Below are 26,031 nucleotides of genomic sequence, written 5' to 3' on the forward strand. Positions count from 1 at the left end.
GTAGCCGCTACGGGGCGCGGCGCCAACTTCAAGGAGATCACCGCATGCAGATGCTGATGGAGTTTTTGCAGCTTTCGGAGCCCGAAGCCCAGGCCCTGGCGGATTGCGCGCCGGAACTTGCCTTGCGTGCCGAAGCCTTCGCCAGATCGTTTCAGTCATCCATCCAGACCCCATCGACCCGCGACGCCATGCTGAGTTCCCTCAGCGATGAGCAATGCCGCCAGCTCGTGTCCATGCAGGCGCGGCATTACCGTGAGCTGCTGGAGGCGCAATACACCCTGGAGTTGCAGCACCGCATGGTTGAGGTGGGCAGCCTGTATTACCAGTGGGGGCTGCAGCCCATCTGGATCATGTCGGCTTCAGCGCTCTTCGCCGCCGATTTCGAGGCCTACGCTGCCGATCTGGCGCTGCAGCAACGCCGTCCGCTGATGGCCGCCCTGTACAAGCGGCTGCGTCGCGACGAAGCCTGGCAGATGGAGGGCTATCGCCAGGCTGGGGAAAGCGTGCGCCGCCAGCTGGAGCAGCGTCCCCTGCGCGACCCGCTCACCGGGCTGCTCAACCGCGCCGCGCTGGACGAGTTGCTGCCCAACGCCCTGGCGCGTGCCCGGCGCCACGGCACCAAAGTCGTCGTCGCGGTGCTCGACCTGGATGATTTCCGCACCCTGAACCAGGTGCACGGCACGGCGCTGGGCGATCTGGTGCTCGAACAGCTGGCCAGCCGCTTGCGCCGCGCCCTGCGCAAGACCGATCTGGTGGTGCGGCTCGAGGCCGACACCTTCGCCCTCGTGCTGGAGGACATCCAGCGCATCGCCAACATCGCCCCATTGCTCGAGCGCCTGCAGCTCGACCTCGACGTGCCCTACACCCTGTCCGACACCCTGCTGTGGCAATGCCCCTTGAGCATGGGCATCACGCTGTACCCCGACGACAACCAGGATTCTGCTGGCCTGCTTCGCCACGCCACGCAGACCATGCAGGCAATGAAGGACAACAAGAGCCAGCGCGAGCAGTTCTGGGCGGTGTACACCCCGCCGGCCTAGAGCTTTGCAGGAGTGCTCGCCTCATTGGCCCGGACCGTGGGGTGCGCCGGCAGCGGGACCCGGGGGCTTGTTGGGGAAGGCGGTCTGGTCGCGAGCTGCAGCAACTGCGCCGCCGCGGCCAGGGCGATGATTTCGGGTTGCTTGCCGCTGATGCCGCCAATGCCGATGGGGCAGACCAGGCGGGCGATGGATGCCTCCGACAGGCCGCGTGCCTGCAAGCGGTGCGCGAAGCGCTCGTGTTTGCTTTTGGAGCCGATCAGCCCGAGCCAGCCGGCATCGCCGCGCCGCAGCACGGCTTCGCAGATCTGCTGGTCCAGCGCGTGGCTGTGGGTCATCACCAGGTAGAAGGCGCCGGGCGGGGCTTGCGCCACTTCGGCTTCCGGGCTGTCCACGGCGAGGCGGGTGATGCGCGCCGGGCCGTCGTGCCCGGCGGGGTCGGGCGCAGGAAATGCGGCGTCGCGCAGGTCCACCCACTGCACCGCGCAGGGCAGGGTGGCGAGCAGTTTGATGAGCGCCCGGCCGACATGCCCGGCGCCATGCAATTGCAGGTGGAACAGCGGTTCCGGCCGAGGCAGCTCTGGAGCATGCCAAGGCAGGTAGCGCAGCGTCACCACGCCGCCGCAGCACTGGCCCAGGCTGGGGCCGAGGGCGTGGGTTTCTTGCTGCTCGCCAGCCAGCGCCGGATCGCCCCGCCACTGCGCCAAAAGTTTGCGGGCGCGCTGCAGCGCCAGCCATTCCAGGTGTCCGCCGCCGACGCTGCCTTGCGCGTCGTGCGCCCGCACCAGCAGGCGCGCGCCGGCTTCGCGCGGCGCCGAACCCCGCACCTGCGCGACTTCGACGCAGACGGCTAGCGGCGGAACATGCGGATTCGTCGTCATGCGGGCGCTCCGGGCTTCAGACGGCGGCCGTGCTGGTGCTGGCGCCGGCGACCGGCTCGAAAGGCTGCGTCGCCGACACTCCGGCGCGCACCGCCTCGATGGCGTCGAGGATGGCTTCGGGCGTGGCCGGAGCGCGCAGCGGCGGGTCGACGCGGTGGTCGCCCACGGCGGAGACGGCATCGCGGATCGCCAGCAGCACCGAAAACGACAGCAGCAGCGGCGGCTCACCCACGGCCTTGGAGCGGTGGATGGTGGGCTGGGCGTTGGGGTTGTCGAACAGCGCGGTGTGCAGCAGCGGCGGGCAGTCGTTGGCGGTGGGAATCTTGTAGGTGCTGGGGGCGTGGGTGAGCAGCAAGCCAGTCTCAGGAAAACGCCGGGCCGCCCCAAGTTCTCCTGACCCCCGCGTGGGGCCTGACGCCTCAGCGGCAGGTTTGGGGGCACATTCCTGCCGCCAGACGAGTTCTTCCATCGTCAACCACCCCATGCCCTGGATGAAGGCGCCTTCGATCTGGCCGATGTCGATCGCCGGGTTCAGCGACTTGCCGGCGTCGTGCAGGATGTCGGCGCGCAGCAGGCGCCATTCGCCGGTGAGCGTGTCCACCAGCACTTCGCTCACGGCCGCGCCGTAGGCGAAGTAGTAGAACGGGTGGCCGGTCAGGGTTTGCGCATTCCAGTGCAGATCGGGCGTGGTGTAGAAGCCGTCACTCCACAGCTGCACGCGGGCCAGGTAGGCCTGTTGCACCAGCGTGGCGAAGGGCAGCGTCGTGGCGCCCGCATGCACCTGGCCGCCGCTGAAGCGCACCTGCTCGGCACGGCCGCCGTAGCGGTCGGCGGCGAACGCGGCGAGGCGCTGACGCAGCGTGGATGCGGCGTCCAGCGCCGCCATGCCGTTGAGGTCGGCCCCGGTGGACGCAGCGGTGGCCGAGGTATTGGCCACCTTGTGGGTGTCGGTCGCGCTGCAACGCACGGCGGCGAAGTCCACCCCCAGTTCCTGCGCCACGACCTGCGCCACCTTGGTGTTCAGGCCCTGGCCCATTTCGGTGCCGCCGTGGTTCACCAGCACGCTGCCGTCGGCGTAGACATGCACCAAGGCGCCCGCCTGGTTCAGATGCGGCACGTTGAAGGAAATGCCGAATTTCACCGGCGTCAGCGCCAGCCCTTTTTTCAGCACCGGGCTGCGGCTGTTGAAGGTGGCCACTGCGGCGCGGCGGGCGGCGTAGTTCGCGCTTGCGGCAAGTTGGTCCACCAGCGGCCCGATGACGTTGTCGGTCACGCCCTGGCCGTAAGGCGTGACATGGCGCTGGCCGACGCCGTAGAAGTTGGCGCGGCGCACCTCCAGCGGGTCGCGCCCCAGCTTGCGGGCGATGGAGTCGAGCACGAACTCGGTGACCAGCGCGCCCTGCGGGCCGCCGAAGCCGCGAAACGCGGTGTTGCTCTGGGTGTTGGTCTTGGCCGCATGGCCGTGAATGGCGACGTTGGGCAGCCAGTAGGCGTTGTCCACGTGGCAGATGGCGCGGGTGACGACGGCGCCCGAGAGGTCGGCCGAGTGCCCGGCGTTGGCGATCAGGGTCACGTCGTAGGCGAGGATGCGCCCGGCGTCGTCGAAGGCCACCTCATGGTCATAGTCGAAGCCGTGGCGCCGGCCGGTGATGAGAAAGTCGTCGTCGCGGTCCAGGCGCAGCTTCACCGGGCGCTGCAGCTTGTGCGCCGCCAGCGCCGCGCAGCAGGCGAACTGCGCCGACTGCGACTCCTTGCCGCCGAAGCCCCCGCCCATGCGGCGGCATTCCACCTGCACCTGATGCTGCATCCAGCCCAGCATATGCGCCACCACATGCTGCATTTCGCTCGGGTGCTGGGTGGAGCACAGCACGCGCATGCCGGCGTTCTCGGTGGGCATGGCGTAGGCCACCTGGCCCTCCAGATAGAACTGTTCCTGCCCGCCCACGCTGAAGCTGCCGCGCAGGCGGTGCGGCGCTGCAGTCATGGCCTGTTGCAGCGCGCCGCGCCGGGCCTCGCGGCGCAAGTGCATGGAAGGAAGCACGTAATGGCCTTGCGCGTGCGCCTCGCGGGCCGTCAGCACGGCGGGCAGGGGCTCGGCGCGAATCACCTCGCGTGCTTGGGCCGCGGCACGCCGCGCCAGCTCCTGCGATGCAGCCACCACCAGGAACACCGGCTGGCCGAAATAGCGCAAGTCGCCTTCGGCCAGGATGGGGTCGTCGTGCATCACCGGGCCGCAATCGTTCGTGCCCGGAACATCGTTCGCCGTGTACACCGCCACCACGCCGGGCAGGGCGCGAATGCGGTCCACATCCACCCCCAGCAACCTGCCGTGCGCCAGCGGCGAAAGCCCCAGCGCCGCATGCAGCGTGCCGGCGAGTTCGGGCGTGTCATCGGTGTAGGTGGCCTGGCCGCTCACATGCAGATGGGCCGATTCGTGCGGCGGGCTCACACCCACGCGGGCGCCCTCGCGCAGCGCCGGCCACTCGGCCTCGGCCCAGGCGGGGGTGCCGTGGCGGGCAAAGCCCGGGGTGGCGGGAGGGGCCGGCAGGGGGTCGCGGGGTTTGTTCATCTGTCCTCCTCAAACCGCGCGCAGGGCTGGCGCCAGGCCGGCCCAGACGCTGGTTTGCGCTGGGCTCAAAGGCGCGTCGGCCCGGGTCTCCAGCCAGAAGCGCCACAGCAGGTTGCGCGCCACGCGCTGGCGGTGGGCGCTGCTGGCGCGCAGATCGCTGATGGGTTGGAAGTCGGCGTCCAGCGCCTGCATCGCGGCGCGCACGCTGGCCTCGTTCCAGGGCTGGCCGAGCAGCGCGGCTTCGGCGCTGGCGGCGCGTTTGACCACTGCCGCCATCCCGCCGAAAGCCAGGCGCACATGGGCCACTTGCTGTTGCGCATCCAGCCGTAGCGCCACGCCGCAACTCAGCGCGGAGATGTCGCAGTCGTAGCGTTTGGACAGCTTGTAGGCACGAAGCTGCAGCGGTTGAGCTTCATCCGCGTTTGTCGGCAGTGGCAGCTCGATGGCGCGCAGGAACTCGCCCGGCTGCAGCGCGTTTTTCATGTAGTCGAGATAAAACGCGGCCAGCGGCAGGCGGCGGGTGGCGTTGCCATGTTGCAGCAACAGCACCGCGTCCAGCGCCAGCAGCACCGGGGCGCCGTCGCCGATGGGCGAGCCGTTCGCCACGTTGCCGCCCAGGGTGCCGGCATGGCGCACCGGGGGGCCTGCGAAGCGCAGCGCCATTTCGCGCAGCTCCGGCCAGGTTCGCACCAGCGCGGCCCAGGCATCTTCCAGCGGCACGGCAGCGCCGATGCGCAGGGTGTCGCCGGCGCGCTCGATGGTCGCGAGTTCGGCGACGCCGCCGATGAAGAGCAGATCGCCGACGTCGCGGAACTGCTTGTTGGTCCACAGGCCGATATCGGTGGCGCCCGCAAGGACGGTGAGCCTCCGGCCGCTTGCAGCGTCCGCCCGCCGAGGGGGCTGCGGCGTCGCCTTGAGGCGGCTCGGCGCCGACGCCGTGGCTGGCGCCGAATCACCACGCGCATTCGCCCGCAGCGAGGCAAAGGCGCGCAAGCTGCGCGGGGCGATGAAGCGGTCGATGCGCGGCCGGCCCTCCGAGTCCGGGAAGGCTGGATGTGGCGCGGCGTAGATGTAGGGGTCGGGCGTGTCGGCGGCGATGCCTCGCAGCAGCGCGGCGATGGGCTCGGGGTCGAGGCGGGCGGCGGGCAGCGCGAACATGGCAAGGCCTGCATCCAGGATGGGGCGGTAGCCGGTGCAGCGGCAGAGGTTGCCGGAGAGGTCGTCGGCAAGTTGCTGGCGGCTGGGCCGGGTGCCGGTTTGCTGGTGGCGTTCGTAGCTTGCGTAGAGCGCCATGACGAAACCGGGCGTGCAGAAGCCGCATTGCGAACCGTGACAATCGACCATGGCCTGCTGCACCGGGTGCAGCGCGCGGCCGGGTGCCAGCGCCTGCAGGTCTTCCACCGTGAGCAGGGCCTTGCCGTGCAGCGTGGGCAGGTAGCGGATGCAGGCGTTGACCGGGCGCAGGCGCAGCGGGCCGAGCTGAACGGCGCGGCTGTCGACCCTGGCATCGGCGTTGGCGCAGGTCTCGCCGGACGTGCCGTTGCCCGGCTTGGAGCTCGCGTGCGCCAGCTCGGCCACCACCACGGTGCAGGCGCCGCAATCGCCTTCGGCGCAGCCTTCCTTGGTGCCGGAGCAGTGGGCATGTTCGCGCAGCCATTGCAGCACGGTGGTGGTGACGGGCAGGCCGTCCACCTGGGCCAGGCTGCCGCGGTGGACGAAGCGGATGGGTTGGGTGTTCATCGACGTTTCAGTGCAACAAGGCGCAGGTGATGTTGCAAGTGGGGTGCCGCAAGTATTGGGCCACGATCCGACAGGGTTGACATATGCTGAACTGTATACAAAACATACGTTTCGGCTGATGCCGCAAAGGGCTGCACCATGAACAATCCGCTGGACTCCGTCGACCTGCGTCTCATCCGCGTGCTGCATACCGTGCTTGCCGAATCCGGCGTGTCCCGCGCCGCCATGCGCCTGGGATCGACCCAACCCGCCGTCAGCAGCGCCTTGCGCCGCCTGCGCGCCATCACCGGCGACGAGCTGCTGGTGCGCAGCGGCAACGCGATGGTGCCCACCGCTTTCGGCGCCAGCCTGATCGAGCCCACCGCCTGCATCCTGCGCGAAGCCCAGCGCCTGGTGGAAGGCGCCGGCCGCTTCGATGCGGCGCGCAGCACGCGGTTGTTCCGCCTGGCCGCAGCCGACTATATGGACCCGGCCTTCCTGCCGCAGCTCATCGCCACGCTCAAGCGCGAAGCCCCGCAGTGCGGCGTGGACGTGCTGCCGCTCTCCGCCGCGCTCGACTACCGCCACGCCATGGCCGAGGGCGAGGTGGACGTGGTGCTGGGCAACTGGCTGGAGCCGCCGCAAGACCTGCATCTCGCGCCGCTGCTGGAGGATGAGATCGTCTGCCTGGTCGCGGCCGAGCATCCGGCGCTGCGCCGCGGTCTCGACCTGCAGCAGTACCTGCAGGCCGAGCATGTGGCGCCGTCGCCGCTGCGCGCCGCAGGCGAGGGCGTGATCGACCAGCATCTGCACCATCTTGGACTGCAACGCCGCATCGCGGTGCATTGCGCCTTTTTCAACCTCATTCCCGGTCTGGTGGCGCGCAGCCTGCTGGTGCTGACCACGGGCCGGCGCTTTTGCCAGCGCTATGTCGAAGCGGGGCTGGCGGTGCGCATCCTGCCTTGTCCGGTGCCCTTTCCGCCACTGACCTACTACCTGCTGTGGCATGCCCGCGCCCATCACGACACCGCGCACCGCTGGCTGCGCGAGCAGGTGCGCGAGGCGGCCAGCCGCTCGCCCACGGCCACCTGAGCCCGCCCCCAGCCCCGGCTTCAACCCTGACAACCCCATCGCAACAACCGAACTGCCGCGACCCCGATCGACTTCGTTCCACACGTGCGAAGCACCGAAGTACAAGTGCCATAACCCCAATTCCCTTCCACCGAATTCCATCGCCATGTCGTCTCCCGCAGCAACTCCTCGCCCGAACCAGCCCCATGCGTCGAACCCGCGCCTCGCGCTGTGCGGCGACATCCTGCACTTCCTGCGCGACCCCGGCTGGAGCGAGGATGCCGCGGACGCGGTGCAGTTCGAGCCCGACGGCTGGCTGCTGATCGAACACGGCCGGGTGCACGCCGTGCACCCGGCCGACGACCCACCGGACGCGAGCTGGGCGCGGCAGGACTGGCGCGGCCGTCTCATCATGCCCGGCTTCATCGACCCGCATGTGCACGCGCCGCAGCTCGACGTCATCGCCTCCTTCGGCGCGGCCCTGCTCGACTGGCTGGAGCGCTACACCTTCCCGGCCGAAGCGCGCTACGCCGACCCCGAGCAAAGCCGCCTCGGCGCCGAGCGCTTCCTGCATGCCCTGCTGGCGCATGGCACCACCTCGGCGCTGGTCTACGCCACCGTGCACAAGACCAGTGCCGAAGCGCTGTTCGAGGTCGGCCAGCGCCTCGGCATGCGACTCATCACCGGCAAGGTGCTGATGGACCGCAACTGTCCCGACGACCTGCGCGACGACGTGGAGCAGGCCGAGCGCGACTGCGTCGACCTCATCGAGCGCTGGCACGGCGTGGACCGCCTGGCCTACGCCGTCACCCCGCGCTTCGCCGCCACCAGCAGCCCGGCGCAGCTGGCCATGGCCGGGCGCCTGCTCGACGCCTATCGCGACCGGGACGGCGGGCTGTACATGCAGACCCACGTGGCCGAGAACCGCGACGAGGTGCGCTGGGTCGCCGAGCTGTTTCCCGAAAGCCGCAGCTATCTCGACGTCTATGCCGCGCATGGCCTGCTCGGCGCGCGCAGCGTGCTGGCCCACGGCATCTGGCTGGACGACGCCGACCGCGCGCTGCTGGCGCAAACCGGGGCACAGATCGCCTTCTGCCCCTCGTCCAACCTGTTCCTCGGCAGCGGCCTGTTCGACTGGGGCCGGGCGCGCGCCGCAGGGGTGCGCGTGACGCCGGCCAGCGACGTGGGCGGCGGCACCAGCCTGTGCGCCCTGCGCACCCTGGCCGACGGCTACAAGGTGCTCGCGCTGCAGGGCCAGCGCCTGCCGGCCTGGCAAGCGCTGTACGCCGTCACGCTCGGTGCGGCCCAAGCCCTGGGCCTGGCGCACGAGATTGGGCATTTCGCAGCGGGCACGCTGGCCGACGTCGTGGTCTGGCGCTGGGCCGACGGCCCCGTGCAGCAGCGCCGGCAGGACATGGCACGCAGCTTGCATGAACGCTTGTTCGCGTGGATGAGCCTGGCCGACGAGCGCAACGTGGCGGCGGTCTATCTGCGCGGATGCAGAATCTCGGCTGCGGTCGCGCACCGGCATGCCGGCGCGGCGCCCGGCCATCTCGGGCCGCAGCCTATCGCGCCCTGAACACGACACCCACCATGGACAGGCGACTCGAACTCGAAGGCATCACCAAGCGCTACCCTGGCGTCGTGGCCAACGACGGCGTGAGCCTGCGCGTGGCTCCGGGCCGGATCCATGCCGTGCTGGGCGAGAACGGCGCCGGCAAATCGACGCTGATGAAAATCATCTTCGGCGCGGCGCAGCCCGACGCCGGCACCATCCGCTTCAACGGCGACGTCGTGCACATGCGCAACCCGCACATGGCCCGCGCGCTGGGCGTGGCCATGGTGTTCCAGCATTTCTCGCTGTTCGACACCCTGAGCGTGGCCGAGAACGTCTGGCTCGGGCTCGACCCCGGCAGCACCCTGGCGCAGGTGACGCAGCGCATCGGCGAGGTGGCCGCCGGCTACGGCCTGGACATCGACCCCGCGCGGCCGGTGCACACGCTGTCGGTCGGCGAGCGCCAGCGCGCGGAAATCATCCGCGCCCTGCTGACCCAGCCGCAACTGCTCATCCTCGACGAGCCGACCTCGGTGCTGGCGCCGCAGGCCGTGCAGCGCCTGTTCGACACCCTGCGCAAGCTGGCGGCCACCGGCTGCAGCATTCTCTACATCAGCCACAAGCTCGACGAAATTCGCGCCCTGTGCCACCACTGCACGGTGATGCGCGCGGGCAAGGTGGTGGCCGAGGTGGACCCGGCGCAGGAGAGCAACGCCAGCCTGTCGCGCCTGATGATCGGCGCCGACATCGCGCCGCCATCGCGCAAGCCGGCCCAACCCGGCGCGGTGGCGCTGGAACTCAGGAGCGTGAACCAGCCCGCCGCCGACCCCTACGGCGTGGCTTTGCAGAACGTGAATCTGCAACTGCGCGCGGGCGAGATCCTGGGCATTGCCGGCGTGTCGGGCAACGGCCAGCAGGAGCTGCTCGCCGTGCTGTCCGGCGAGGACGCGCGCCGGCCGGTCCCGGCCGATGCCCTGCGCCTGTTCGGCCGGGACGTGGGCGGCATGCCGCCAGGCCAGCGCCGCCGCGCCGGCCTGCGCGTGGTGCCCGAGGAGCGCCTGGGACGCGGCGCGGTGCCGGCGATGGATCTCGCCGCCAATACCCTGCTCACCCATGCCGACGCGCAAAGCGTGCGCGCGGGCTGGATCCGTTGGCCCGCGGTGGCGGCCGAGGCGCGCGCCATCATCGCCCGCTTCGGCGTGCGCGCGGCGGGGCCGCAGGCCCTGGCGCAGAGCCTGTCAGGCGGCAATCTGCAGAAGTTCATCATGGGGCGCGAGATTTCCGGCGACCCCAAGGTGCTGGTGGCGGCGCAACCGACCTGGGGCGTGGACGTGGGCGCCGCGGCGCAGATCCGCGGCGAGCTGCTGGCGCTGCGCGACCGCGGCTGCGCGCTGCTGGTGATTTCCGAGGAGCTGGACGAATTGTTCGAGATTGCGGACCGCATCGCGGTCATCGCGCGCGGGCGCCTGTCGCCCGCGCTGCCCATCGCCGAGGCCACGGTCGAGCGCATCGGTCAGTGGATGAGCGGGCTGTGGGACGCGGCGGCTCCCCCTCCCGACCTCCCCCACGGGGTGGGGGAGGAGGAAACCGGGCGGTCTCAAATCGGAAGTGCGGACGCCGCATCGGTCGCCATGCCTGTTGCCGCCGCCACGCCTGGCCCCCTGCCTGCGGACCGGGAGGACCGTGGTGAGGAGCGCGAAGCGGCGAGTCAGAGGAGCCGGCATGCTCAGGCTTGAACCCCGCGCCGCGCCCTCGCGCGCCATGTTGTTGCTGTCGCCGCTCGTCGCTTTGGCCGTCACGGTGTTGTTCGGCGCGGCGATGTTCGCCGTGCTCGGCAAAAACCCGCTGGCTGGCCTGGCGCTGTTTTTCGTCGAGCCGGTGAAAAACCTCTACGGCCTGGCCGAGCTGGGGATGAAGGCCACGCCGCTGATTCTCTGCGGCCTGGGCCTGGCGGCCTGCTACCGCGCCAATGTCTGGAACATCGGTGCCGAGGGGCAATTCGTGCTCGGTGCCATTGCCGCCGGCGGGGTGGCGCTGCAGGCGGGCGACGACACCACGCGCTGGATCCTGCTGCCGATCCTGCTCGCCGGCGTGCTCGGCGGCATGGCGTGGGCGGCCATCGTCGCCGTGCTGCGCGACCGCTTCAACGCCAACGAAATCCTCACCAGCCTGATGCTGGTGTACGTGGCCCAGTACCTGCTGGACGACCTGGTCTACGGTCCCTGGAAGGACCCCAACGGCTACAACTTTCCGCAGACCGCGCTGTTCGCCGCGTCCACCACGCTGCCCAAGCTCATCTCCGATACGCGGCTGAACATCGGCTTCGCCATCGCCATGGTCGCGGTGGTGGCGATGAGCCTGTTCATGCGCCGCAGCCTGCAGGGCTTTCGCCTCATCGTCGGCGGGCAGGCGCCGGATGCGGCGCGTTACGCCGGGTTCTCGGCGCGCAAATCGTTGTGGACGGTGCTGCTGCTGTCGGGCGGCATGAGCGGCCTGGCCGGCGCGCTCGAGGCCGTGGGGCCGCTCGGCCAGCTCACGCCGCACGTGTCGCAGGGCTATGGTTTCGCCGCCATCATCGTGGCCTTCGTCGGCCGGCTCAATGCGGTGGGTATCGTGTTCTCGGGCCTGCTCATGGCCATGTTCTACATCGGCGGCGAACTGGCGCAGTCGCGCCTGGGCCTGCCCAACGCCATGACCGGGGTGTTCCAGGGCCTGCTGCTGTTCTGCCTGCTGGCCGCCGACACCCTGGTGACCCATCGCGTACGCCTGGCGCGCAGCGGAGTGCGCCATGCATGAATTCGCCCTGCTGCTGGCCTCGGCGCTGTCCGCCGGCACGCCCCTCGCACTGGCCTCGCTGGGCCTGCTGGTCAACGAGAAGTCGGGCGTGGTCAACCTCGGCGCCGAGGGCATGATGCTGATGGCCGCGATCGCCGGTTTCGCCGTGGCCGTGACCACCGGCAACCAGTGGCTGGCGTTCGGCGCCGGCGCGGTGGTGGGCAGCCTGCTGGCGGCGCTGGTCGGCCTGCTGGTGCTGTGGCTGGGCACCAACCAGTACGCCACCGGGCTGGCGCTGAGCCTGTTCGGCGCCGGGCTGTCGGCCTTCGTCGGGCTGGATTACGTGGGCCGCAACCTGCCGCCGTTCGGCCATGTGCATATTCCGCTGCTGTCGGACCTGCCTTTCGTCGGACCGGCGCTGTTCTCGCACCACCTCATGGTCTATCTCACCGTGCTGCTGGCGCTGGGCATCCACCTGTTCCTGCACCGCACCCGCGCCGGGCTGGTGCTGCGCGCGGTGGGCGAATCGCCGCAATCGGCGCATGCGCTGGGCTATCCGGTGCGGCGCATCCGCCTGCTGGCGCTGATGTTCGGCGGCGCGCTGTGCGGCGTGGCAGGCGCCTACCTGTCGGTGATCTACACGCCCATGTGGGTGCAGGGCATGACGGCGGGGCGCGGCTGGATCGCGCTGGCGCTGACCACCTTCGCCACCTGGCGGCCAGGCCGCGTGCTGCTCGGCGCCTACCTGTTCGGCGGCGTGACCATGCTGCAGTTCTACTTCCAGGGCGCGGGCGTGCAGGTGCCGTCGCAGTTGCTGTCGATGCTGCCCTATGTCGCCACCATCGTGGTGCTGGCGCTGATGTCGCGCAACCCCGCCTGGATCCGCATCAACATGCCGGCGTCGCTGGGCAAGGTGTTCCGGCCGATGGGGTGAGCCGGGCCGGGTAGTGCTTTGGGCGCATGGTCCTGTCACACCTTGGCACGAAAATTGTATACAGTTCATGTCACACCATCACTCGGAGAGCGCAGATGCAGAACAGGGATCGGATTCGTTTATTGGGCGCCTCGCTGGCGCTGGGCGCTGCGGGCCTGCCGCGGCTGGCGCAGGCCGCAGCGCCGCTGAAGGTGGGCTTCATCTACGTCGGCCCGGTGGGCGACGCCGGCTGGAGCTATGCCCACGACCAGGCGCGCCAGGCGCTGCAGGCGCACTTTGGTGCGCGCATCAGCACCCAGTTCGTGGAAAACGTGCCCGAAGGCCCGGACGCCGCGCGCGTGCTGCGCGACCTGTGCCAGCAGGGCGACGGCCTTGTTTACGCCACCAGTTTCGGCTTCATGGAATCGGTGCTGCGCGTGGCGCGCGACTTCCCCAAGGTCAAGTTCGAGCACGCCACCGGCTACAAGACGGCGGCCAACGTCGGCACCTACGACGCCCGCACCTACGAGGGCGCCTACATGGCCGGCATCATCGCCGGCGGCATGACCAGGACCGGCACCCTCGGCGTGGTCGGCTCGGTGCCCATTCCCGAGGTGATCCGCAACATCGATTCCTTCACCCTGGGAGCGCAGTCGGTCAACCCCAGGGTGAAGGTCAAGGTGGTGTGGGTGAACAAGTGGTTCGATCCGCCCAAGGAGACCGAGGCCGCCACCTCGCTGGTCAACCAGGGCGCCGACGTGCTGTTCCAGAACACCGATTCCCCCGCCGTGCTGCAGACCGCCGAGAAGCTGGGCAAGTACGCCTTCGGCTGGGACAGCGACATGGCCAAGTTCGGCCCCAAGGCGCATCTGGCCTCGGCCATCATCGACTGGACTCCCATCTATATTTTCGAGACCGGCAAGGTGCTCGACAACAGTTGGAAGCCGGCGCAAATCTGGTGGGGCGTGGAGCATGGCGCCATCGACCTGGTGTCCGTCTCCAGCGTGGTGCCGGAAAAAATTCGCAGCCGCGTCGCGCAGGTCAAGGCCGGGTTGAAGGACGGCAGCTTCAGCATCTGGAGCGGCCCCATCCTCGGCCAGAACGGCGCCACCGTCCTGGCCGCCGGAGCCAAGGCCGACGACAAGTTCCTGCATGGCATCGACTTCTACGTCAAGGGCGTGGAAGGCCACGTGCCGGGCAAGTAAGCGGCGGGGCCAGGGTCGGACGAGGCGCGGTTCAGGGGCCAATATGGGAGCTGCAGACGTGGATATGGCGAGCCAGCGGCTGGCGCTGCTGGACGCCGTGTGCGCCGCGCCCAAGGCCGAATTGCATGTGCACATCGAAGGCACGCTCGAACCCGAGCTGGCCTTCGCGCTGGCGCGGCGCAACGGCGTGACGCTGCGTTGGCGCAGCAGCGCGGAGCTGCGCGCCGCCTACGCCTTCGACAGCCTGCAGTCCTTCCTCGACCTGTACTACGCCGGCTGCGACGTGCTGCGCACCGAGCAGGATTTCTTCGACCTGGCCTGGGCCTACTTCCAGCGCGCAGCCAGCGACCGCGTGGTGCGGGCCGAGGTGTTCTTCGACCCGCAGAGCCACACCGCGCGCGGCGTCGGCTTCGACGTGTTCATGCCCGGCCTGCTGCGCGCCGTCGCACGCGCGCAGCAGCAGCTGGGTCTGAGCGCGGCCTACATCCTCTGCCTGCTGCGGCATCTGAGCGAGGACGATGGCATCGCCACGCTGCAGGCGGCGCAACCCTGGGCGCAGCACTTCATCGGCCTCGGGCTCGACTCGTCCGAGCGCGGCAATCCGCCGGAAAAATTCGCGCGGCTCTACGCCCAGGCCCGCGCGCAGGGCCTGCGGCTGGTGGCGCACGCCGGCGAGGAGGGGCCGGCGGCCTATGTGCGCGACGCGCTCGACCTGCTCGGCGCCGAGCGCATCGACCACGGCGTGCATGCGGCCGACGACCCCGCGCTGGTGCGGCGGCTGGCCGGCCAAGGCATTGCGCTCACCGTCTGCCCGCTGTCGAACGTGAAGCTGTGCGTGTTCCCCGACATGGCGGCGCACAACCTGCCCGCACTGTTGCACGCGGGGGTGAAGGTCATGGTGAATTCCGACGACCCGGCCTATTTCGGCGGCTACGTCAACGCCAACTACCAGGCCCTGCTCGCCGCGCATCCCGAGCTGGACAGCGCCGACGCCTACCGCCTGCTGCGCAACAGCCTGGAGGCGAGCTTCGCGCCGGCCGGCCGGATTGCAGCCTGGGTCGGGAAGCTTGACGCCCATTGGCGTGCGCAGGGACTCGACGCGGGGTGATGGCGTCGATTGCGTAGCCGGATGCAGCGCAGCGCAATCGGCGGATGCCGCGCGATGCATCGGCCATCCGGGCTGCCCTGACTGCGCGCAGTTCAGGCAAGTCGTTGCGCTCGATGTTGGAGGCCGCCGCAGAAAACCGTGGGCTGTCCCCATGCTGTTCTGCAACGATTCATGGATTCGCGGGCGTCGCTTGCCGGTCCGCCTGAGCGCCTTGTTGGGTGCGCCTGAAACTCGGCTTATAAATAGCGAGAAGAAAAGCGACCGCAAGCATGAGAAAGTTGGCTATTCCATACAGGTCTTCTTGGGTCTTGAGCGGCATGTAAGTCGGCAGAAGCTGACCCTGCGCTGCGCTTTGCCCGGCAATGCTGGTCACTTGACTGACCAACGGAGCGAGGATGAAGGTGCCGTTTATGAGGATCAAAGTGGCCAGCACGAGCTTGGCGATGAGCCATCGATGTTCAACAAGACGGTACTTTCCTGCGAGCGCTGTCAGGCCACCTGCGATGATCAGAACCCACATGCCGGGAATCGTCAGCGCCCGAGTGATCGCCGACACAAACAGCCGCTGATGATCGATAAGCACCACGTCGGTGCTCGTCCCAACCTCTGAGAGGGTGTGAACAAATCCGCCATGCCCGCTCATCCCGCCCAAACGGCCCCACTCGGCGTTGCCAATGCGCGCCGTGCCGTCAGGCACGGCCGTGCTTGGCGCCTTGATTGGAACCGTTTGGGCGCCCTGCTCCGCCACGCCGGATTCATTCACACCCTCTGAGTTCATGACGATCGACGGTAGGATGCCTCCCAAAAACATGGCGAGGCCAATGAGGTGCAGCAATTTTGCGGTCTTTTTCACAAGCCTCTCCTGATTTGAAGCGCAGCTATCAGTTGGCTCGCGGGCGTAGCCTGCCGGCCAGCTTGAGCCCGTCGCGGAAGTTCATGCCCAGGAGGATGAGAGTTGCACGACGCCGACGGTCAGTTCCACAATCTGTACGGCATAGAACGCCGCGTCGAACTCGCCGGCTGCGGCCTTGCCGTTGAGAAAAATCGCCGCTGGAATCATCACGAGCAAGCCGTTGGCGCCGATGATCGCCATGCGCTTTTTCTTCCGGTCGAGTAGCCATCCTTTGCGCGTTTTGCCGAGCGCGAAGCCGGAGCCGCCGGCGGCGGCCATGAACGGCACCAGCAGGAAGAGGCCGTCAACAATGGCGTGCTTGACTGCGGCCACAGCCGCATGGTCCAGAAACACCTCCGAGACCAGGGTGGAAGTCCAGAAGCCGGCGATGATGAGCATCGCTGTGCTGCCGGCGATGGCATGGACGACGGGTTTCATGGTCGGGCTCCTTTCTTCGGAACGGGGGAATCGAGCCGTTCATGGATGGCGTTCAGGGTTTGCAGTGTCTTCTTGAGGTCTTGCAGAGGAAGACCGGCAACGAGACCGTTAGCCCAGGCCGCTTCCAGGGCCATCGCCTTGGCAAAGGCGCGGCTGCCCAGTCCGGTCAGGGCGTAGAGAGGCGAGCGTTCATGGCGCGGGTTGTGGCGCTGCTCGAAGAAGCCGTCCTTCTCCAGCTTGTTGAGCTGCTTCTGCACCCCCTGCCGGGTGATGCCCATCGCTTCGGCGATCTGCGGCGCAGAGAGGGGCTTGCCGGCGAGTGCCACGGCCCCCAGCACTTGCCAGCGGGCGCTGGTGAGATTGAGGGGCTCGACCAGCTGGTCGCCTTTCTCCAGCAGGCGGCCATTCACGCGGAAGACCGCGAGCATGATGTCGGTCAGGATGGCGGCGGGGTTGGGCTGGGTTGTCACAGTGGACTCCTTGATCACCTGTTGGATTTCACGGCCGTCCGTTTGATGACCGCCCGGCTCACATAGCGACAACCAGTTTCCATCATCGGAAACTGGTTGTCAATACTGCAAAGCAGCATCGGAGGCCAGCGGCGGTTCTCGGGCCTCCGGCAGGCCGGGCGCGGACTGCAGCGGCGGTGAGCGTTATCCGCCTGTCCGTGAGGCGCGCCACGCAGCTGTTGCATCATTCGCCCATGCACTGGACCTATCTCGCCATCGCCATCGTCACCGAGGTCATCGCCACCTCGGCGCTCAAGGCCACCGCCGGCTTCACCCGCTTCGCCCCCGCCATCGTCGTGGCGTTGGGCTATGGCGTGTCGTTCTACTTCCTGGCGCTGGTCCTGCGCACCATTCCCGTGGGTCTCACCTATGCCATCTGGTCGGGCGTGGGCATGGTGCTGATTTCCCTGATCGGCTTCGTGGTGTACCGCCAGACCCTGGATGCGGCGGCCATCGCCGGCATCGCGCTGATCGTCGCCGGCGTGCTGGTGATCAACCTGTTCTCGCGTTCCATGCCGCACTGAGCGCGAGCCTCCGACACGCGCGCTTCCTACAATCCCACGCGTTCCACCGCGGCGGAGCTGCTCCCGGCCGCAGCGGTGTTCATGTCGGGAGCCATGTCGAGGCCAACCATGTCACAAAACCTCAGTCGCAGGCGGCTGCTCGCCGGCCTCGCGTCTGCCGGCGCCGCGGCGCCCCTCGCCCGGGCGCAAAACCACCCACCCGGTTCGCCGGCAGCGATTCGCGAGCCGCTGCGCGTGGCCTTCGTCTACGTCAGCCGATCGGCGCCACGGGCTGGACGGCGCAGCACGAAAAGGGCCGGCTGCACATGCAGCGGGCGCTGGGCGATGCCGTGCGCAGCCGCCACGTGGCCAACGTGCCCGAGGGGCCGGACGCCGAGCGCGTGGTGCGCGAGCTGGCGCGCCAGGGCGAGCAGCTTATCTTCACCACCAGCTTCGGCTATATGGAGTCCGTGCTGCGCGTCGCGCGCGACTACCCTGGCACCCGCTTCGAGCAATGCTCAGGCTACAAGCTCGCCGCCAACGTCGGCGCCTACAACGGCCGCTTCTACCAGGGCCGCTACCTGGCAGGCATGGTGGCCGGGCACATGAGCCTGCAGGGCCGCCCCAAAGGCGAATTCCCTCCAGGAGGGACGGCGCGCAGCGCCCAGGGAGTCGAGTCCGTCCTGCAGGGCCGCCCCAAAGGCGAATTCCCTCCAGGAGGGACGGCGCGCAGCGCCCAGGGAGTCGAGTCCAGCAGGCGCGGCGTGGCCGGCATGGTGGCGTCGTTTCCCATTCCCGAAGTCATCCAGGGCATCAACGCCTTCACGCTGGGCATGCGCGCCGTCAACCCCGAGGCGCGCATGAAGGTGGTGTGGGCGAACACCTGGTACGACCCCGGCCGCGAGGCCGACGCGGCGCGCGCGCTGATCGCCCAGGGCGCGGAGGTGCTGACCCACCACACCAACTCCCCGGCCGCCGTGCAGGTGGCGCAGGAGGAGGGCCGCTGGGCGGTGGGCTATTGCAGCGACGAGGCGCAGTTCGGCCCGCGCGCCCAGCTCACCGCCGTCACCCTGCACTGGGGCGACTTCTACGTGGGCACGGTGCGCGAGGCGCTGGCGGGGCGCTGGAAGCCGGACAACGTCTGGGGCGGGATGGGCCAGGGCTTCGTGCGCCTGGCGCCGTTCCTTCCGGCAGTGCCCGAGGCCGTGCGGCGGCAGGTGCTGGCACGCCAGCGCGACATCGCCCAGGGCCGCTTCCAGCCCTTCTCGGGCCGCATCCTGGACAACCGCGGCGGCGTGATGCTCGACGGCGGAGCCATGAGCGATGCGCAGATCCAGGCGATGAACCGCTACGTGATGGGCGTGGACGGCGAGCTTCCGCGCGCCTGAGGTTGCAACCTTGGGGCGCTGAAAGCGCGGGCAGGCCCTAGCCGCGCGTGGCGCGGCGGCGCACGCAGTCCACATAGGCCTCGCCATCGGGCGGCAGGCCGCTGCGCTGCGCCGTCCACAGCATTTCGCCCAGGCATTCCATCACCGCATGCTGGGCCTCGTGTTCGCCCAGCTTGACGGCAAGCAGCTGAAAGGCCTGCTTGATGCCAGGCGGCTGGTCGATGGACACCTGCTCGGTGATCGACAGATGCATCGACAAATGCAGGAAGGGGTTGGTTCGACCCTGCTCCACCGCGTAGTCGCGTTCCTGCGCGTCGGGCGCGGCCAGATCGTCGTGGTATTCGGGGTGCTGCCCCATCCATTGCGCGGCGATGAGTTCCAGCGGCGTGAGCACGCTGCCCTCGCGGTGGCGGCGCCAGGCATCGGTGAAAAACAGGCGGACCTCGTCCTTGCTGGGGTTGAACATGGCAGGGTGTGGCTGAAGGGGTGCGCTGCGAAAATGCGGCTGTTGTTGCAACATAGCAGCGTGTTCCAAGCCAACGAGAAAAACCCATGCGTACCCTGAATGATGAAGCCCAGCGCCTGCTGTTCACCGAGGCGCGCACCCACAACCGCTTCACCGCCGAGCCGGTTCCAGACGCCTTGTTGCGCCAGCTCTACGACCTGATGAAATGGGGTCCGACCTCGGCCAACTGCAGTCCCGCGCGCATCGTGTTCGTCAAGTCGCCGCAGGCCAAGGCCAGGCTCGCGCCCTGCATGAGCGAAGGCAACCGCGACAAAACCTTGCAGGCGCCGGTCAACGTCATCGTCGGCATGGACATGGCGTTCTACGACAAGCTGCCCGAGCTGTTTCCGCACAACCTCACGGCCAAGAGCTGGTTCGAGGGCAAGCCCGAATTCATCGCCGCCACGGCCCTGCGCAACTCCAGCCTGCAGGGCGGCTACCTCATCCTCGCCGCGCGCGCCCTCGGGCTGGACTGCGGGCCGATGAGCGGGTTCGATGCCGACGCGGTCAACGCCGCCTTTTTCGCCGGCGCCGCAGTGAAGGCCAACTTCATCTGCAACCTCGGCCACGGCGACCCGGCCGGCCTGTTCCCGCGCAGCCCGCGCCTGGCCTTCGAGCAGGCTTGCCGCATCGCCTGATTGCCCGCGCCCACGGGCCGCGCATGCTCTGCGCGGCGGATGCGCGATCTTCGGGCGGCCGTGTGTTGCCCAGAAACCTGGCGCTTGAAGTGCGCTTGGGGCCTGCAACCGGGGGGCTCGGCTTGTTCCCCTGCATGGGCATGGCTTAAGCTGCTGGCTGAATGCAGTCCGCAGCTTTTGGGGGGAAGAAACCATGCCGGTCGTCGTCATTGCCAATCCCAAGGGGGGCGTGGGCAAATCCACGCTATCGACCCAGCTCGCGGGGTATTGGGCCACCCAGGGCCACAAGACCATGCTGGGCGATGCCGACCGGCAGCAGTCGTCCAGGCTGTGGCTGTCGCTGCGGCCGCAGCAGGCTGCGCCGATTGGCACCTGGAAGCTGGGGCCGGACTGCATCGCCCGCCCGCCCGAAGGCACCAGCCATGTGGTGATCGACACCCCGGCAGGCCTGCATGGCTGGCGTTCCAACGACGTGCTGCGCATGGCCAACAAGCTCATCGTGCCGGTGCTGGCGTCCATTTTCGACATCTACGCCGCGCAGGACTTTCTCGCCAAGCTGCAGGAAGACCGCAAGTTGAAGGATTTGGACGTGGGCCTGGTGGGCGTGCGGGTGGATGAGCGCACCCGTGCGGCCGAGCAGCTGCGCGAGTTTTTTTCACGTTTGCCCTATCCCTTGCTGGGCATGCTTCGGTCCACCACGACCTACGCCCATATGGCCGCCCACGGCCTCACGCTATGGGACGTGAATCCCCATCAGGTGGAGAAAGATCTGAACCAGTGGGCCGGCATCGTCCGCTGGGTGGACGCACGCTGAACCACCCTTTCGGGTTCCTCAAGCCGTCACTTTGCTCGGCCTGATCAGGCCCAACAAGGCCGAGCGGTTGATGCGGAACAGGCGGGGGCCGACATGCTCCACCATGCCGTCGCGCTCGAACTGCGCAATCACGCGGCTGGCCGTTTCCAGCGCCACGCCGAGCATGGCGCCCAGGTCGCTGCGTTTCGGTAAGGTGATGGTGTCGTTCAGTTCCGGCTCCGCCAGTTTGAGCAGCAGCCGCGCCATGCGCGAAGGGATGGTGCCCGAGCCCAGCAGCAGCGCCCATTCGTCGGTTTCGCGCAGCGCATGGTGCCAGCGCTCCAAGAACTCCTGGCGCAGATTGGGCACATGCTCTTCCAGCCTGCGAATCACGTCCACCGGAATGCGGCAAACGCGCACGGCGCCAATGGCCGAAGCGTGGTGCATATAGGGCTGCTGGATGAAGCATTCCAGGCCCACCAGGTCGCCGCGCTTGGCCACGCGGGTGATGCGGCGGGTGCCGTCGGGCAGCACGCGCTCCAGTTTCACGAAGCCGGTCTTGATGGTGTAGAGCCACTCGCCGCGCGTGCCTTCGCTGAACAGCAACTGGCCGGCGGAGAACTGCATATCGTCGATGACCTGGTGAATTTCGTCGAAATCCTCCATCCCCAGGGCGCCGAACAGGGCAATGCGCCGCACTCCGCAATTGCGGCAGTCGGCGGCACCGCGCCAGGCGCTCACCACTTCGCTATGCGCAACGCGCTTGCCTGGCGGCATGGCCGGGTTGCCCTTGCGCAAGGCATCAACGGAAATTCGGGCGAAGTCGACAGCTGTATCCATGGCATTTCCTTGAGGATGCGCAATATTAGCGTTCGCTGATATATAGTTGTCAATACGGGGTTTTCGTGGAAATGATCCGTATAAACCCGAATATTTGTGGCCGGACTCGGTGCATTGTCGAAATACCGTCTGAATTGAGATCAAATTGCATGTCGTTGGTCCTTAACAATGTCACAAAATGTCGCAACTGCAGCGCATCTCCCATGCCATGTTCGGGGCCATGCCAGCATCGCGCATGCGTCGGCCCCTCGCCCTACACTGCCCCTTTTCTCACCAAGTTCACAACCCATGAACGTTTTGCCTGCCTCGGGTATGAATCTCCAGCAACTGGCGGGGCGTGACGCGCAGCGCGCCTTGAGTGAGGACGTGGGCACGGGCGATCTCACCGCCGCGCTGATCGACCCGCGTGTCCAGGCCGCCGCCCGCGTCATCGCGCGCGAGCGCGCCGTGCTCTGCGGTCAACCCTGGGCCGAGGCCGCCGCGCGCCAGGTGGACGCCTCGATTCAGCTGCGCTGGCTGGTGGCCGAAGGCGGCACGATGGAGCCCGGCCAGACCGTTCTCGAACTGCAGGGGCCAGCCCGCGCCTTGCTCACCGCCGAGCGCACCCTGCTCAACTTCCTGCAATTGCTCTCGGGCGTGGCCAGCCACACCGCCGAATACGTGCGCGCAGTCGCCGGCACGCGGGCGAAAATCGTGGACACCCGCAAAACCCTGCCCGGTCTGCGTGAGGCGCAGAAATACGCGGTGCGCGTGGGCGGCGGCCACAACCACCGCATGGGGCTGTACGACGGCATCCTCATCAAGGAAAACCACATCGCCGCAGTCGGCGGCGTCACACCCGCGCTGCAGCAGGCGCACAAGCTGGCGCCGCCCGGCGTGTTCGTGCAGGTGGAGGTGGAAACCTTGGCCCAACTGCGCGAAGCCCTGGCCGCCGATGCGCGCATGGTGCTGCTCGACAACATGAACCTGGAGCAACTGCGCGAGGCCGTGGCCATCAACACCGGCCGTGCCGAACTGGAAGTGTCCGGCGGGGTCGAACTTTCAACCGTGCGAGCACTTGCAGAAACCGGGGTGGACCGCATCTCCATCGGCAAGCTGACCAAAGACGTCTTGGCGGTGGATTTTTCCATGCGCTTTGCCGGGGTGTGAACGGCATGGGCTTCAGCCTCGCCGCGTGGATTTGCTTTTGCAGCATTGTTCAGTCAGCCATTTCTCGCCTTTGGCATCCAAACGACCCGATTCTCCATGTCAGCCATCTTCCCCATTGCCGTTGAAAGCCCCGTGTGCGGCACCCAGTCCGCCTGGGCGCGGGTGCCGCAAGAGCCAAGCCAGGAACGCCGCTCCAAGCTGCAAGAGCGGTGCCGCGAACTGCTCGCACGTGAAAACGCCATGCTCGTGGCGCACTACTACGTCCACCCCGACCTGCAGGACTTGGCGCTGGATACCGGCGGCTGCGTCTCTGACTCCCTTGAAATGGCGCGCTTCGGCCGTGATCATCCGGCAAAAACGCTCATCGTCGCCGGCGTGCGCTTCATGGGCGAGACTGCCAAGATGCTGTCGATGGACAAGCGCGTACTCATGCCCGAGCTCGACGCCACCTGCTCGCTCGACATCGGCTGCCCGGCCGACGCCTTCACCGCCTGGTGCGACGCCCACCCCGGCCACACCGCCGTGGTCTATGCCAACACCAGCGCCGCCGTGAAAGCACGGGCCGACTGGGTCGTCACCTCCAGTTGCGCCGTCGACATCGTGCGGCACTTGAACGAGCGTGGCGAAAAAATCCTCTGGGCGCCCGACCGCCACCTGGGCAGCTACATCCAGCGCGAAACCGGTGCCGACATGCTGCTATGGCAGGGCTCCTGCATCGTGCACGACGAATTCAAGGCGTTGGAACTGGAACTGCTCAAACGCGATCATCCCGAGGCCAGGGTGCTGGTGCACCCCGAATCCCCCGCCGCCGTCATCGCCCTGGCCGACGCCGTGGGCTCGACATCCCAGATTCTCAAAGCCGCGCGCGAGATGCAAGCGCCTACTTACATCGTGGCCACCGACAACGGCATGTTCCACGCCCTGCGCCAGCAAAACCCCGGGACAATCTTCCTCGAAGCCCCCACCGCCGGCAACAGCGCCACCTGCAAAAGCTGCGCCCACTGCCCCTGGATGGCCATGAACGGCCTCGAAGGTCTGGCCCATGCCTTGAAAACGGGCAGCGGCGAGATCACTTTGGATGCCGGCCTGGCCGCGCGGGCGCGTCGCAGCGTCGCAAGAATGCTGGATTTCACGGCGGAACAGAAACGCGCCAGTGCTGCGCAAGGCGCGCTGGTGCCCGGAATCGGCGCCGCCTGAAGTCGGACAAGACTACAGCCAGCCGGGACTGATAACGTTTGCCTTGCCGCAGCACGGTCATGCGCCTCGCCATCGTCACCGATATTCATGGAAATCTGCCTGCACTCGAAGCCGTCGTCGACGACATCGAGCGCCGCGGAGTCGATGCGGTCATCAACCTCGGGGACAGTCTGTCCGGTCCGCTGCTACCGCTGGAGACGGCGCAGTTTCTCATGGCACAGCACTGGGTTCATCTCGCTGGAAACCATGAACGGCAGATCCTCGCGCAGGACTCGATCCCAAGGAGTGCAGAGGACGAGTTTGCACACGCGCAGCTCGGCGCGAAAGAGCTCGAATGGATCGCGGGCCTGAAGCCAAGCCTGCAGTACACCCCTGAAATCTTTTTGTGTCATGGCACACCGCGGAGCGATACGGAGTACTTTCTCGAAACCGTCGAAGCTACCGGACTGCGCGCTGCGACGTCAGCCGAAATCGATGCGCGTTTGGGACGGGTGCAAGCGGAACTGATTTTGTGCGGACACACCCACCTTCCAAGGGCCGTGCGAGCTTCAAGCGGGCAACTCATCGTCAATCCCGGAAGCGTCGGCTTGCCGGCTTATGACGACACGCATCCCTTCGCGCATCTCGTTGAAACGGGCTCGCCTGACGCGCGCTACGCGATTGTCGAGCGGCGGCCAAACGGATGGATTGCCGGTCTGATGAGCGTGCCTTACGCCCACCGGGCCATGGCCGAGCTGGCCCAATCCCGCCAAATGGCGGATTGGGCGCATGCTCTTGCTACCGGGTTGATGCCAAGACGCTGAGCAGACTCGTAGCCTGCATCGGTCGATCGAGCGTGCTCGGTGAAGAGCTCCGGCAGCTCGGATACAAGCCCCATTCGCCAGGCGAGTTCGATGCGCATGGTCGTGCGATTCAGGCCGCGCCCTGCGCTACCCAAGCCGCCCATTGCTCGAACAGCCCCGCATCCCCCGCGCACAGCGCCGAGCGTTTGTCCAGAGTGTTGTTGAACACCGGTTCGCCCGCCAGCGTCTGGCCATGGCCGCCGGCCTCGGACAGGATGAGGCTGCCGGCGGCGTAGTCCCACAGGCCTTGGCTGCCGTGGAGGTAGAGGTGGAAGCGGCCGGCGGCGACCCAGCACCAGTCGAGTGCGACGGAGCCGATGGAGCGTTGCGAGCTGTAGGGCGGGTGGCTGGCCAGGCGGGTGGCGAGCGCGGTGGGCAGGCGTTTGAAGTCGACGCAGGCGATGGTCTTGGCCAGGGGAATTTGTGTGGTGGGGCCGGGCAGGGGCTGGCCGTTGAGTTGGGCGCCTTGGCCTTCGGTGGCGCTGAAAGTTTCGTCGCGCATCACGTCCACCACCACGCCCAGGCGCACGCGGCCGCCCTGCACCCAGGCGAGCGAGGGACCGAAACAGGGCAGGCCGGCGGCGAAGTTGCTGGTGCCGTCCAGCGGGTCGAGCACCCAGAGACCGGGGCCGTTCGGTGATGCAGCCTCCTCAGACATGAGGCGCTGCTGTTCCTCGGCGGACATTTCCTCGCCCAGCAGGGGGATGTGCGGCCAGAGCGCGGCCAGTTCGCGCTGCAGGCGGTGCTGCATGGCGAGGTCGGCGTCGGTGATCCAGGTGCCATCGGCCTTGAGGCGGGCGGCGGGGTTTTGGGCACGGGGCAAAATTTCGCTGCGCGCTGCAGTGCGCACCAGTGCGGCGACGGTGGCGATGTCCGGGGTGGGGGCTGGTGTGGGCATCGGGATGCAAAAAACGGTTTTTCTGGGAACCTTATGGGGATTAGGGCCTGTTCACGCTATTTCTTCACCTGCGACGGGGGACTGGGCAGCGCATTGCGGCGTTGTCGGTCTTGGCAAGGGTTCACCCTTGCCGGCGCCCTCCGCCTTGCAGCCATCCCCGTCTGGGGGCAACGCAGGTGGAGAAATGGCGTGAACAGGCCCTAGATCGGTGACTGATCCTACCGCTATCCCTCTGGTGTGGGACCGCTCGGATTCGTGTGTGGGAGTCCGCGGACAATCTCCTGCGGGCGGCAGGCCGCCTTCTTGCCGACGCTGCGGCGGAAGCCGCCACAATGTTCAATCTTGTGGTGTGGTCTCGTTGTGACGCCAATTCGCTATGGCGTCGACAGACGCAGGAGGACAGCCATGAGCACCGCAGATACCTATGCAGGCTATCGCGATTGTCACGTCAAACCCGATCTGCTCCCGATCTATCGAAAGGCCGATGGCGACACCCTGCGGTTGGCCAGGCTTGGCTCGCGCAGCGAGCTTTTCGGCTCGTGACGAGCGCCGCATCGCTGCAGATCACTTGACCCGCCCGGCCTCCTGGTTGGCCAATCAATCCGC

Annotated in this window: 24 protein-coding genes and 1 pseudogene; 16 read left to right on the top strand and 9 right to left on the bottom strand. The window is 67.8% G+C overall.

All coding sequences use genetic code 11. From position 1 onward, the window contains the following. The first annotated feature begins 44 nt into the window (after positions 1 to 44). Positions 45 to 1,040, top strand: a complete 996-nt coding sequence (locus THIX_RS05265; RefSeq protein ID WP_158540807.1) for a diguanylate cyclase — start codon at positions 45 to 47, stop codon at positions 1,038 to 1,040. Here THIX_RS05265 and xdhC read toward each other — a convergent pair. From xdhC to xdhA, 3 genes are read right to left on the bottom strand one after another with little or no spacing between them, the layout of a single operon-like run. After that, positions 1,037 to 1,918 carry a xanthine dehydrogenase accessory protein XdhC gene (gene xdhC / locus THIX_RS05270; RefSeq protein ID WP_112485367.1) on the bottom strand — a complete coding sequence of 294 codons (882 nt, stop codon included), beginning with the start codon at positions 1,916 to 1,918 and terminating at the stop codon, positions 1,037 to 1,039. The genes THIX_RS05265 and xdhC overlap by 4 nt on opposite strands. A gap of 16 nt (positions 1,919 to 1,934) precedes the next feature. After that, positions 1,935 to 4,487: a xanthine dehydrogenase molybdopterin binding subunit gene (gene xdhB / locus THIX_RS05275; RefSeq protein WP_112485368.1), complete on the bottom strand. Its 2,553-nt coding sequence runs from the start codon at positions 4,485 to 4,487 to the stop codon at positions 1,935 to 1,937. 9 nt (positions 4,488 to 4,496) lie between these two features. Further along, the gene (gene xdhA / locus THIX_RS05280; protein WP_112485369.1) at positions 4,497 to 6,227 is read right to left on the bottom strand and encodes a xanthine dehydrogenase small subunit; all 1,731 of its coding nucleotides are present in this window, start codon (positions 6,225 to 6,227) and stop codon (positions 4,497 to 4,499) included. A 138-nt stretch (positions 6,228 to 6,365) separates the two neighbouring features. On the opposite strand from xdhA, the gene THIX_RS05285 reads away from it, so the two are divergent. The 7 genes from THIX_RS05285 (at position 6,366) to THIX_RS05315 (ending at position 14,833) form a co-directional block, all read left to right on the top strand. Next, positions 6,366 to 7,298: a LysR family transcriptional regulator gene (locus THIX_RS05285; protein WP_112485370.1), complete on the top strand. Its 933-nt coding sequence runs from the start codon at positions 6,366 to 6,368 to the stop codon at positions 7,296 to 7,298. Between the two features lie 145 nt (positions 7,299 to 7,443). Continuing rightward, positions 7,444 to 8,856, top strand: a complete 1,413-nt coding sequence (gene guaD / locus THIX_RS05290) for a guanine deaminase (protein ID WP_112485371.1) — start codon at positions 7,444 to 7,446, stop codon at positions 8,854 to 8,856. Positions 8,857 to 8,870: 14 nt separating this feature from the next. Continuing rightward, positions 8,871 to 10,568: an ABC transporter ATP-binding protein gene (locus THIX_RS05295; protein ID WP_112485372.1), complete on the top strand. Its 1,698-nt coding sequence runs from the start codon at positions 8,871 to 8,873 to the stop codon at positions 10,566 to 10,568. Continuing rightward, positions 10,555 to 11,628 carry an ABC transporter permease gene (locus THIX_RS05300; RefSeq protein ID WP_112485373.1) on the top strand — a complete coding sequence of 358 codons (1,074 nt, stop codon included), beginning with the start codon at positions 10,555 to 10,557 and terminating at the stop codon, positions 11,626 to 11,628. The genes THIX_RS05295 and THIX_RS05300 overlap by 14 nt, the downstream gene beginning before the upstream one ends. Next, entirely contained in the window at positions 11,621 to 12,541 is a 921-nt protein-coding gene (locus THIX_RS05305; RefSeq protein WP_112485374.1) for an ABC transporter permease, read from the top strand. The genes THIX_RS05300 and THIX_RS05305 overlap by 8 nt, the downstream gene beginning before the upstream one ends. Positions 12,542 to 12,636: 95 nt before the next feature. Then, positions 12,637 to 13,725: a BMP family ABC transporter substrate-binding protein gene (locus tag THIX_RS05310; RefSeq protein WP_112485375.1), complete on the top strand. Its 1,089-nt coding sequence runs from the start codon at positions 12,637 to 12,639 to the stop codon at positions 13,723 to 13,725. A gap of 64 nt (positions 13,726 to 13,789) precedes the next feature. After that, complete coding sequence (locus THIX_RS05315) at positions 13,790 to 14,833, top strand: adenosine deaminase (protein ID WP_233224715.1); 1,044 nt, start codon at positions 13,790 to 13,792, stop codon at positions 14,831 to 14,833. A gap of 169 nt (positions 14,834 to 15,002) precedes the next feature. Here the strand turns inward: THIX_RS05315 and THIX_RS05320 are convergent, their stop codons facing one another. From THIX_RS05320 to THIX_RS05330, 3 genes are all read right to left on the bottom strand, one after another. Further along, a complete protein-coding gene (locus THIX_RS05320; RefSeq protein ID WP_146748447.1) occupies positions 15,003 to 15,686 on the bottom strand; it encodes a hypothetical protein in 684 nt (227 codons plus the stop codon). Between the two features lie 81 nt (positions 15,687 to 15,767). Next, positions 15,768 to 16,124, bottom strand: coding sequence for a hypothetical protein (locus THIX_RS05325; RefSeq protein WP_233224410.1), 357 nt, complete (start codon positions 16,122 to 16,124; stop codon positions 15,768 to 15,770). Between the two features lie 35 nt (positions 16,125 to 16,159). Beyond that, entirely contained in the window at positions 16,160 to 16,633 is a 474-nt protein-coding gene (locus tag THIX_RS05330; RefSeq protein ID WP_233224411.1) for a MarR family winged helix-turn-helix transcriptional regulator, read from the bottom strand. A gap of 233 nt (positions 16,634 to 16,866) precedes the next feature. Here THIX_RS05330 and THIX_RS05335 point away from each other — a divergent pair, with 233 nt between their 5' ends. Continuing rightward, complete coding sequence (locus THIX_RS05335) at positions 16,867 to 17,196, top strand: multidrug efflux SMR transporter (RefSeq protein WP_112485378.1); 330 nt, start codon at positions 16,867 to 16,869, stop codon at positions 17,194 to 17,196. Positions 17,197 to 17,501: 305 nt separating this feature from the next. Beyond that, positions 17,502 to 18,563 (top strand): BMP family ABC transporter substrate-binding protein, encoded by a 1,062-nt coding sequence (locus tag THIX_RS05340; protein WP_112485379.1) that lies wholly within the window; start codon positions 17,502 to 17,504, stop codon positions 18,561 to 18,563. Between the two features lie 37 nt (positions 18,564 to 18,600). Here the strand turns inward: THIX_RS05340 and THIX_RS05345 are convergent, their stop codons facing one another. Further along, complete coding sequence (locus tag THIX_RS05345; RefSeq protein WP_112488190.1) at positions 18,601 to 19,029, bottom strand: DUF1841 family protein; 429 nt, start codon at positions 19,027 to 19,029, stop codon at positions 18,601 to 18,603. Positions 19,030 to 19,115: 86 nt separating this feature from the next. On the opposite strand from THIX_RS05345, the gene THIX_RS05350 reads away from it, so the two are divergent. Together THIX_RS05350 and THIX_RS05355 are read left to right on the top strand one after the other, a co-directional pair. Beyond that, a complete protein-coding gene (locus THIX_RS05350; RefSeq protein ID WP_112485380.1) occupies positions 19,116 to 19,706 on the top strand; it encodes a malonic semialdehyde reductase in 591 nt (196 codons plus the stop codon). Between the two features lie 193 nt (positions 19,707 to 19,899). Continuing rightward, complete coding sequence (locus tag THIX_RS05355) at positions 19,900 to 20,520, top strand: ParA family protein (protein ID WP_112485381.1); 621 nt, start codon at positions 19,900 to 19,902, stop codon at positions 20,518 to 20,520. A gap of 18 nt (positions 20,521 to 20,538) precedes the next feature. Here the strand turns inward: THIX_RS05355 and THIX_RS05360 are convergent, their stop codons facing one another. Next, entirely contained in the window at positions 20,539 to 21,339 is an 801-nt protein-coding gene (locus tag THIX_RS05360; protein WP_112485382.1) for a Crp/Fnr family transcriptional regulator, read from the bottom strand. A gap of 288 nt (positions 21,340 to 21,627) precedes the next feature. Between THIX_RS05360 and nadC the strand changes: the two genes are divergently transcribed. The 3 genes from nadC to THIX_RS05375 all read left to right on the top strand — a co-directional run bounded on the left by nadC (position 21,628) and on the right by THIX_RS05375 (position 24,488). After that, on the top strand, positions 21,628 to 22,488 hold the full coding sequence (gene nadC / locus THIX_RS05365; RefSeq protein WP_199195236.1) for a carboxylating nicotinate-nucleotide diphosphorylase: 861 nt from the start codon (positions 21,628 to 21,630) through the stop codon (positions 22,486 to 22,488). 96 nt (positions 22,489 to 22,584) lie between these two features. Next, complete coding sequence (gene nadA, locus THIX_RS05370; protein ID WP_112488191.1) at positions 22,585 to 23,685, top strand: quinolinate synthase NadA; 1,101 nt, start codon at positions 22,585 to 22,587, stop codon at positions 23,683 to 23,685. A 59-nt stretch (positions 23,686 to 23,744) separates the two neighbouring features. Continuing rightward, positions 23,745 to 24,488 (top strand): metallophosphoesterase, encoded by a 744-nt coding sequence (locus tag THIX_RS05375; RefSeq protein ID WP_112485384.1) that lies wholly within the window; start codon positions 23,745 to 23,747, stop codon positions 24,486 to 24,488. A gap of 109 nt (positions 24,489 to 24,597) precedes the next feature. On the opposite strand, the gene THIX_RS05380 is transcribed toward THIX_RS05375, so the two are convergent. Next, positions 24,598 to 25,425 carry an inositol monophosphatase family protein gene (locus THIX_RS05380; protein ID WP_112485385.1) on the bottom strand — a complete coding sequence of 276 codons (828 nt, stop codon included), beginning with the start codon at positions 25,423 to 25,425 and terminating at the stop codon, positions 24,598 to 24,600. Between the two features lie 423 nt (positions 25,426 to 25,848). Here THIX_RS05380 and THIX_RS05385 point away from each other — a divergent pair. Beyond that, positions 25,849 to 25,968, top strand: a pseudogene (locus THIX_RS05385) (type II toxin-antitoxin system mRNA interferase toxin, RelE/StbE family); the annotation flags it as partial. Positions 25,969 to 26,031: the final 63 nt, after the last annotated feature.

The organism is Thiomonas sp. X19 (assembly GCF_900089495.1).
Lineage (GTDB): Bacteria > Pseudomonadota > Gammaproteobacteria > Burkholderiales > Burkholderiaceae_C > Thiomonas_A.